Raw genomic sequence first — 5647 nt, forward strand, 5'->3', positions numbered from 1 at the left:
GCACCGTCCCCGGCCTGCGGCGCCGGCTCGCCCCGCGGGCGGAGCATCCGTACCGCGGCGACCACCGCGAGCACGGCGAAACCCGCGGTCAGCGCCCCGGACGGGACCCGCACCGACAGCGCCCCGGCCACCGCGGCCGGAATGATTCCGGCCGCCGCGAAGAGCCCTCCCGTACGCCAGCGGACCCGGCCCTCCCGGGCGTGGGCGAGCAGCCCGGTGAGGGACGTCGCGATGACGATGAGGAGTCCGGCGGTGGTGGCCGCGGCCGGATCGAAGCCGAGCAGGTAGATCAGCGCGGGAACGGCGAGCACGCTTCCGCCGCCGCCCAGCCCGCCGAGCGCCAGGCCGACCACCGCACCGGCGGCCAGCGCCACGACCAGTGCGGTCATGGGGCGGGCACGGGGACGGTGGGACACAGGCCGGCCTGCGCCGCCGCGCCGAAACCGTCGTCGACGGCCACCACCTCGCGCCCTGCCGCGTCCAGCATCGACGCGGCTATGGCCGCCCGCGTCCCGCCCGCGCAGTGCACCCACACGACGCCCGGCGGCACCTCGCCCAGCCGCTTCGGCAGCTCGTGCAGGGGGATGTGCACCGCTCCCGTGACCGCACCCGCACGGTGCTCGGAGTCCCTGCGCACATCGAGTACGACCGGGTCCTCGCCCCGCTCCCGGGCCGCCGCCAGGCCCGCGAAGTCGGACACGCGCGACGACCGCAGCGCCGTCGCCGTGCCCGCCCAGTCCTCGGGACCGCCGGTGGCCGCCGCGACCGGACGGCTCATGCCGACGCGGGACAGCTCCCGCTGTGCGTCGGCTATGTCGGTGGCGGTGCTCGCCAGCAGGGTGACCGGCTTGCCCCACGGGATCAGCCAGGCCAGATACGTGGCGAGCCGGCCCTCGCCCTCGAAGTTGAACGATCCGGCGACATGCCCCTCGGCGAACGCCACCCGGCTGCGCAGATCCACCACCCACTCGCCCGCGGCCAGCCGCCGGGCGATCTCCTCGGCATCGGCCGGGTCGGGCGGGGTCAGATCCAGCGGGGCCGGTCCTGCGGCATTGGCCGGGCCCATGTGCGCGTAGTACGCGGGGACATCGTCCAGAGCGGCGAGCAGGTCCGCGACAAAGGTGTCCACGTCCTTGACCAGCGCGTCGTTCCGCTCGCGCTCGTCGCCGATGGTCGTGGCCGACCCCTCGGCCTGCGAGGACGAACAGAAGCTGCCGAAGCCGTGCGTGGGCAGCACGGGCACGGCGTCCGCGAGCTCATCGGCGAGCCGGTGCGCGGAGGCGTGCTGGGCGCGGGCCAGTTCGGCGGTGAGCCGGGGCTCGACCAGATCGGGCCGGCCCACACTGCCGATCAGCAGCGAGCCGCCGGTGAAGGCAGCCACGTCGCGGCCCTCCTCCGCCAGCACGTAGGACGTGTGGTGCGGGGTGTGCCCGGGGGTGGCGAGCGCACGCAGCGCGAGGCCGTCGTCGACCGGGGTGACGTCACCGTCCGAGACCGGGACACGGGCGAAGGCGACCCGGGCCGCGGCGGGCACCAGGTACCGCGCCCCGGTGACGCGCGCCAGCTCCAGGCCGCCCGTCACGTAGTCGTTGTGCAGATGCGTCTCCACCACCAGGGCGATCCGCACGCCGCGCCGGGCGGCAGCGGCGATGACCCGGTCGATGTCGCGCGGCGGGTCCACGACCACGGCGGACCGCTGCCCGCCCGCCAGATAACTGCGGTTGCCGAGACCTGCTGTCTCGATGGTGTCGACGAAGAACACGACACGGCTCCTTCCGTGATGCTTTACCCCGGGGGGTATCTCTGTCCCAGGCTAACACCGATACCCCTGGGGGTATTCATGGTGTGGGGTGAGATGTGCGATACGCCGGGGGAGGCGTCCGCGGAACGCGCGGCGCGGCCGATCGCGGGGCGCTAGCCTGCCGACATGACGGAGCAGCTCATGCCCATGCCCACGGACTGGCGGCGCGCCCTCGCCGTGGTCGCGCACCCCGACGACCTGGAGTACGGCTGCGCGGCGGCGGTCGCGGGGTGGACCGACGGCGGTCGAGAGGTCTCCTACCTCCTCGCCACCCGTGGCGAGGCCGGCATCGACGCGCTGGAACCGGAGAAATGCGCCCCGTTGCGCGAGCGGGAGCAGCGGGCGAGTGCCGCGGCCGTCGGCGTCTTTACCGTGGAGTTTCTCGACCACCGCGACGGCGTGATCGAGTACGGCCTCCCGCTGCGCCGGGACATCGCCGCGGCCGTCCGCAGGCACCGCCCCGAACTGGTCGTCACGCTCAATCACCGGGACACCTGGGGCGGCGTCGCCTGGAACACCCCCGACCACCGGGCGGTCGGCCGCGCCACCCTGGACGCCGCGGCCGACGCGGGCAACCGCTGGATCTTCCCGGAGCTCGCGGAGGCGGGGCTCCAGCCGTGGAACGGGGTGCGGTGGGTCGCGGTCGCCGGGTCGAGCGCACCCACCCATGCTGTCGACGCCACGGCCGGGCTGGAGCGTTCGGTGAAGTCACTGCTGGCCCACCGTACGTACATCGAAGGGCTGACGGAAGAGGACCCCGAGGCGTACTGCCGCACCTTTCTGACGGATCACGCGCGGGCCGAGGGGGAGCGGTTCGGCGGTCGTCCGGCCGTCACGTTCGAGCTGTTCGCTCGCTGAGTCCGGCCCGGACCCGCCCGGCATTCCGGCGGTGCGGTCCGGCTCGGTATTCCGGCTCTGCATGTTCGGCGTCGGGCTAGCACGGGTACCGCTTCCGGAGGGCAAAAGCCCAGGTCCACGTGTTGATGTTGTCCAGACCATTGACATGTAAGCGCCACGATGTTGAATTCGGTGTTGTTGTGTTGCGCGACTCTGGTGACTTGAGTGATCAATGGAGGACTAGTGACGCCTCGCCCACCCCGTCTCACCGCGCTCGGTACGGCGGCGACCCTGCTCGTCGGCGGTCTGCTGACCGCCGTGCCGCCCGCCCAGGCGGCCGACGGTGCCCGCACCGCCACCCCGGCGAAGGCCGCCGCCGACCGGCCGGCCCCCGCCATCACGCCGACCCCGCAGTCCGTGAAGACCCGGGCCGACCGGATCACCATCAGCCCGACCGTCACCGTGGTGGCGGGTGGAACCTCCGACGAGTCCGCCATCCAGGTCGTGGAGAGCGCGCTGCGCCGGGCCGGCGCCCAGCGCGTCGTACGCGGCGACAGACCCGCCCGGAACGGTCTCACCGTCCACGTCGGTGACGCGACCGCGCTCGCCGCGCAGAAGATCGAGGGCCCGTCCGCGCTGCCCGCCGACGGCTATGTGCTCGGTATCGGCGCCGACCGCATCGTCCTCGCGGGCAAGGACACCACGGGCACGTACTACGCCGCGCAGACGCTGCGTCAGATCCTGCCGCACACCGGGCACCCCGGCGCCCGGGTCGCCGGACTCGCGGTGCGCGACTGGCCCGGCACCGCGCTGCGCGGCGTCATCGAAGGCTTCTACGGCACCCCGTGGTCGCACGAGGCCAGGCTCGACCAGCTCGACTACTACGGCGAGCACAAGATGAACATCTACGTGTACTCGCCGAAGGACGACGCGTACCTCCGTGCGAAGTGGCGCGACGCCTACCCGGCCGACCAACTGGCCGGGATCAAGGAGCTCGCCGACCGGGCCGCGCAGCGGCATGTGGAGTTCACGTACGCGCTCTCGCCCGGCCTCTCCGTCTGTTACAGCTCCGACGCCGACGCCGAGGCGCTGGTCGAGAAGTTCCAGACCATCTGGGACATCGGCGTACGCACCTTCGCCGTGCCGCTCGACGACATCAGCTACACGGACTGGAACTGCGCCGAGGACAAGGCGAAGTGGGGGACCGGCGGCGGTGCGGCGGGCGCGGCGCAGGCCTATCTGCTCAACCGGGTCAACAAGGAGTTCATCGCCACCCACCCGGGCGCCCAGCCGCTCCAGATGGTCCCGACCGAGTACTACGACGTCTCCGCCTCGCCGTACAAGAAGGCGCTGTCCGAGCAGCTCGACCCCAATGTCCTGGTCGAGTGGACGGGCGTCGGTGTCGTCGCGCCGACCATGACCGTCGCACAGGCGGAGGCCGCCCGCACGGTCTTCGGCCACCCGATCCTGACCTGGGACAACTACCCGGTCAACGACTACGCGACGAACCGGCTGCTGCTCGGCCCGTTCAGCGGGCGCGAGAAGGGCCTGCCCGGCAAGCTGGCGGGGATCACGGCGAACCCGATGATCCAGCCGTACGCCTCGAAGATCGCGCTGTACACCGTCGCCGACTACGCCTGGAACGACGCCGCGTACGACCCCCGCACCTCATGGGGCGAGGGTCTGAAGGAGTACGCGGGCGGTGATCCGCGCACCCAGCAGGCGCTGCGGGCCTTCGCCGACGCGAACTACAGCTCGGCCCTCAACAAGGCTCAGGCCCCCGAACTGGCGGCGGAGTTCGCCCGCTACTGGAAGTCCGGTGACGCCGCCCGGCTCACCTCGGTGCTCGGCACGCTCGGCTCGGCGCCCGGCCGGCTGCGCTCCGGCCTCCCGGACCGCGGCTTCGTCGCCGACGCCGCCCCCTGGCTGGACGCGACCGGATCCTGGGCCACCGCCGCCCGTACCGCCCTGCGCATGGTCGAGGCGGCCCGCGCCGGAAAGGGCGCGCAGGCCTGGGAGTTGCGGCAGCAGCTGCCCGCACAGGTCACCGCGGCGAAGTCCTTCACCTACACCGGGCTCGACGGGAGCAAGGTGCCGGTCCTCGTCGGGGACGGCGTCCTGGACCGGTTCATCGACGCGGCCGAAGCCGAGCACGACCGGATCCTCGGCGTGAGCGGCAGGCCCTCGGTCTCGACGAACCTCGGCACGTACCAGAGCAACGCCGTCGCCCGGGTGCTGGACGGTGACGACTCCACCTACTTCTGGAGCGACGGGGCGCCCGCCGCGGGCGACGGGATCACCGTGGATCTCGGCCGGGTCCGGGACATCGGCTCCGTCACCCTCGCGATGGCCAAGCCCGGCAGCACCGAGGACTACCTCCACCAGGGGGTGCTGGAGTACTCGGCCGACGGACAGAGCTGGCAGCAGCTCACCGCCTTCTCCGGAAAGCCGGACGTCAGCGCGACCGCGCCCGCCGGGACGAAGGCGCGCTACGTCCGGGCACGGGCGACCGCGGGCCAGGACAACTGGCTCGTCGTACGGGAGTTCAGCGTTCCGACGGACGAGGACGCGGTGACCGGAGGACCGCCCGCCGCGGCCGGATCCTCGCTGCGCGCGGCGTCCGACGGGGACCCGGGCACCGTCTACCGGGCGGCTCGCGTCCCGGAGGCCGGGGAGACGCTGGAGCTGGGGCTCGGCGCCGCACGTGCGGTGCCCTCCGTCACCGTTCTGCAGCCGGCCGGCTCCACGGCCCGCGCCGACATCCAGCTGCGGGCGACCGACGGAACATGGCGGACCGTCGGCGCGCTCGACGGCCCGTACACCCGGGTGGACACGGCCGGTCGCACGGCCGACGCGGTGCGGCTCGCCTGGCGCGCCGGTTCGGCGGCACCGCAGATCGCCGACGTGGTGGTGGCCGGCCAGGGCTGACGCCCGCGCACGGCACCGTCCCGGGGGCGGGGGTGGAGGGAGAGGGGCTCGGGTCGGGACAGGGGAGAAAAAGGACGAGTG

Annotated in this window: 4 protein-coding genes; 2 read left to right on the top strand and 2 right to left on the bottom strand. The window is 73.1% G+C overall.

Annotation, left to right across the window (positions count from 1 at the left end; translation table 11 throughout):
• Both ACFV8T_RS41025 and ACFV8T_RS41030 read right to left on the bottom strand, forming a co-directional pair.
• On the bottom strand, positions 1 to 389 hold a 389-nt coding region (locus ACFV8T_RS41025), incomplete at its 3' end, for a TSUP family transporter (protein ID WP_385337793.1).
• Positions 386 to 1762, bottom strand: coding sequence for a rhodanese-like domain-containing protein (locus ACFV8T_RS41030; protein WP_385337796.1), 1377 nt, complete (start codon positions 1760 to 1762; stop codon positions 386 to 388). The genes ACFV8T_RS41025 and ACFV8T_RS41030, both read right to left, overlap by 4 nt.
• A 165-nt stretch (positions 1763 to 1927) precedes the next feature.
• Between ACFV8T_RS41030 and ACFV8T_RS41035 the strand changes: the two genes are divergently transcribed.
• Positions 1928 to 2659: a PIG-L deacetylase family protein gene (locus ACFV8T_RS41035; RefSeq protein WP_385337799.1), complete on the top strand. Its 732-nt coding sequence runs from the start codon at positions 1928 to 1930 to the stop codon at positions 2657 to 2659.
• 222 nt (positions 2660 to 2881) lie between these two features.
• Positions 2882 to 5566, top strand: a complete 2685-nt coding sequence (locus ACFV8T_RS41040; RefSeq protein ID WP_385337802.1) for a beta-N-acetylglucosaminidase domain-containing protein — start codon at positions 2882 to 2884, stop codon at positions 5564 to 5566.
• Positions 5567 to 5647 lie beyond the last annotated feature (81 nt).

The sequence above is a fragment of the Streptomyces sp. NPDC059832 genome (assembly GCF_042731715.1).
In the GTDB taxonomy this organism is placed as follows: domain Bacteria; phylum Actinomycetota; class Actinomycetes; order Streptomycetales; family Streptomycetaceae; genus Streptomyces.